This window comes from Candidatus Zixiibacteriota bacterium (assembly GCA_021159005.1).
Classification (GTDB): Bacteria; Zixibacteria; MSB-5A5; order UBA10806; family 4484-95; genus JAGGSN01.
In genome coordinates this window covers 1-3,117 of the sequence record JAGGSN010000235.1, presented here as the reverse complement: position 1 = coordinate 3,117, position 3,117 = coordinate 1, and the positions used below count along the sequence as shown (strand labels likewise).

4 protein-coding genes are annotated in these 3,117 nt (G+C 50.1%); all 4 read right to left on the bottom strand.

Annotated elements, in window-relative coordinates; all coding sequences use genetic code 11:
- Positions 1-28: 28 nt before the first annotated feature.
- Positions 29-1,003, bottom strand: a complete 975-nt coding sequence (locus tag J7K40_15440) for a hypothetical protein (protein MCD6163789.1) — start codon at positions 1,001-1,003, stop codon at positions 29-31.
- Between the two features lie 12 nt (positions 1,004-1,015).
- Complete coding sequence (locus J7K40_15435; protein ID MCD6163788.1) at positions 1,016-1,879, bottom strand: hypothetical protein; 864 nt, start codon at positions 1,877-1,879, stop codon at positions 1,016-1,018.
- Between the two features lie 84 nt (positions 1,880-1,963).
- A complete protein-coding gene (locus tag J7K40_15430) occupies positions 1,964-2,899 on the bottom strand; it encodes a hypothetical protein (protein MCD6163787.1) in 936 nt (311 codons plus the stop codon).
- A gap of 11 nt (positions 2,900-2,910) precedes the next feature.
- Positions 2,911-3,117: hypothetical protein (locus J7K40_15425; GenBank protein MCD6163786.1), on the bottom strand; the 207-nt coding region annotated here is incomplete at its 5' end.

The following is a 3,117-nucleotide window of genomic DNA, read 5'->3' as shown; positions in this document are numbered from 1 at the left end:
GAAGTGGGTTACGGAGAACTGCCTGTAACTACGGTTTCGTCGTTATCACGCAGAATGGCGGCACCCACATCTCCGGTGACCACGGCAGCCCCGGAATCATCGCAAACAGTGGCAGTGTGCATTTGATGTAGCACGGTAGTCCTGATTCGTGTCGCGCAACCGCTTCTTCGAGGGTTAGGTACTTTTTCGCTTCTTCGGGGGTAGGTGCGGTCGGCTCGACCACTGGCTCCGGTACTGCCTGCCACTTACCGTTCTTACAGACGTATCCCGCCTTCTTATCTCCGGGAATGCATTCGGGTTTTGTCGGACATATCTCGCCAGTCGGGATCCACCGCTTCAGTGTTACATCGAATTTCTCTGCGTGTATCACAGAACCGTCCCAGCAGGTGGTTGGATTGCGTTTTTCTCCTGCTGCAGGTTCTGGTGGGCATGTCTCGCCTGTTGATACCCATCGCTTCAGGGTTGCGTCGAACTTCTCTGCGTATATCACAGAACCGTCCCAACAGGTGGTTGGATTGCGCTTTGCTCCATGTGCCGGCATCGGCGGGCACGTCTCGCCTGTTGATACCCACTTGTTGCCGCGGCAAACCTCTTTATGTATTACCAAGTTGTTCCAGCAGGTTTCTTTGTCACGCTTCGCGCCTTCTGTGCATATCCGGGACGGTGCCGGATCGTAAACCAGATCACTTTTCAGACCAAGCATGAAGTAGCCTTCGCCCATCGGTATATCTATGAGTGCGCCATCCTTAGCGACTTTGTGATTTGAGGCGTTAAACGCTTCTTTCATCTCGTGGGAAAGACTATTATAAGCAGATTCGGATATGTAATCACACCATCTGATGGTTTCCAGTGGATTTTTTGACGATCCGTTGAAATCTGTTGCGCTTCGCCGATATACTTTCCTACCGAGCCTCCAACCATACACCCAGTAGTACTTTTTTCCATCGCGGGTACGCGTAGAAAATCTCGTTGCGTATACTCCTGATGTTATATTCGTTGCCATTGTTTGTAGTTCCTATGGTTTTGTTGCTATCACGCAGAACGGCGGTACCCACATCTCCGGTGACCACGGCAGCCCCGGAATCATCGCAAACAGTGGCAGTGTGCATTTGATGTAGCACGGTAGTCCTGATTCGTGTCGCGCAACCGCTTCTTCGAGGGTTAGGTACTTTTTCGCTTCTTCGGGGGTAGGTGCGGTCGGCTCGACCACTGGCTCCGGTACAGTTGGCTCCGGTACTGCCTGCCACTTACCGTTCTTACAGACGTATCCCGCCTTCTTATCTCCGGGAATGCATTCGGGTTTTGTCGGACATATCTCGCCAGTCGGGATCCACCGCTTCAGTGTTACATCGAATTTCTCTGCGTGTATCACAGAACCGTCCCAACAGGTGGTCGGCTTGCGCTTCTCTCCATGTGCTGGCACGATCATCGATTCCGGCGCTGTCTGCCACTTACCATCTACGCAGACAGCTCCTGCTTTTTTTTCCCCTGAATTGCATTCTGTTTTTTGTGGTTCAGACGGTCCATAAATAATCAATGCGTTGGACTGCACTTCCCCGCCGCCTTCTGGTGTACGCAACCGTATTTCAACGGTATCACCAGCCCGCCAATCAGGAATATATTCGCTTACATATCTAAATGGTGATGCCAAATCGTATGACCATTCCTTTCCGACGGCAACCCCATTTTTGTATATACGTCCATACGTCGATTTAACAGATCCACGTGTTGCCCGTCTAAAATTGAATTCTATTCGTAGTGCAACATAGTCTTTAGGGCACTTCCATGCACGAATGGTAGTATATTCAATCGGTCTTATCGAGTTTGTGACCTTATTATACTTATACAACAACGTTGGTGTTGGTATTTCTGATGACATGTTTTTACCTTATAATAATACAACTTTCGGATTTCCTATATCTGTCCCCAGAGTTAGTTTATATTCTATTGTCATGTCGATCTCCTACTTTTTATTTGTTTTCTTGAATCCGGGAGGTATCGGAAGAAGCCACCACTTGCACGGCAGCCCTGGCAGCATATCCAGTAACGGAATATCGAAGTTGATGTAACACGTTCCCCCGTTTTCAGGCTCTGATGTGGGCGGCTCGACCACTGGCTCCGGTACAGTTGGCTCCGGTACTGCCTGCCACTTACCGTTCTTACAGACGTATCCCGCCTTCTTATCTCCGGGAATGCATTCGGGTTTTGTCGGACATATCTCGCCAGTCGGGATCCACCGCTTCAGTGTTACATCGAATTTCTCTGCGTGTATCACAGAACCGTCCCAACAGGTGGTTGGATTGCGCTTTGCTCCATGTGTCGGCATCGGCGGGCACGTCTCGCCTGTTGATACCCACTTGTTGCCACGACATATCTCTTTGTAGATCGTCGAGCCATCCCAGCAGGTTTCTTTGCTACGCTTCGTGCCTTCTGTGCAGACGAATCCACATTGTTCCGAGTTTGCTTCGATGAGCTTACCTCTGACGCATACACCCCCGTCGCAGACCGTTTCGTAGCGATCTACACCCACACATTTTGGTTTGCATGTGATGCCTTCACATGGATCTGCAGCGGGAAGTGGATATATCTTGCTACTCAGAGTGTGTCTTATTGCGCATCCGAAATATCCACACACTCGTTCTGATTTGACATAACTATTATCTACTACACCCTGTATTCTTGTTCTCACCGAATTGAGCTCGGATGGCGTGAGGAAATCCAATACGGATTTTGTAATAAGACATGACGGTAGCAAATCACTCAACTTGTCTTGAGTCGCGCCATGCCAACTATCGTGTCTTCCGGACTTCCTTTCACATGGAAGTTCCTCACCATACGCGCTGTACCCGGGTTCCCCGATGTCACCAGCACGCGTTATCCTATTGATTATTATCACCATTCTGTACACCTTTATGGTTTTGTTGCTATCACGCAGAACGGCGGTACCCACATCTCCGGTGACCACGGCAGCCCCGGAATCATCGCAAACAGTGGCAGTGTGCATTTGATGTAGCACGGTAGTCCTGATTCGTGTCGCGCAACCGCTTCTTCGAGGGTTAGGTACTTTTTCGCTTCTTCGGGGGTAGGTGCGGTCGGCTCGACCACTGGCTCCGGTAC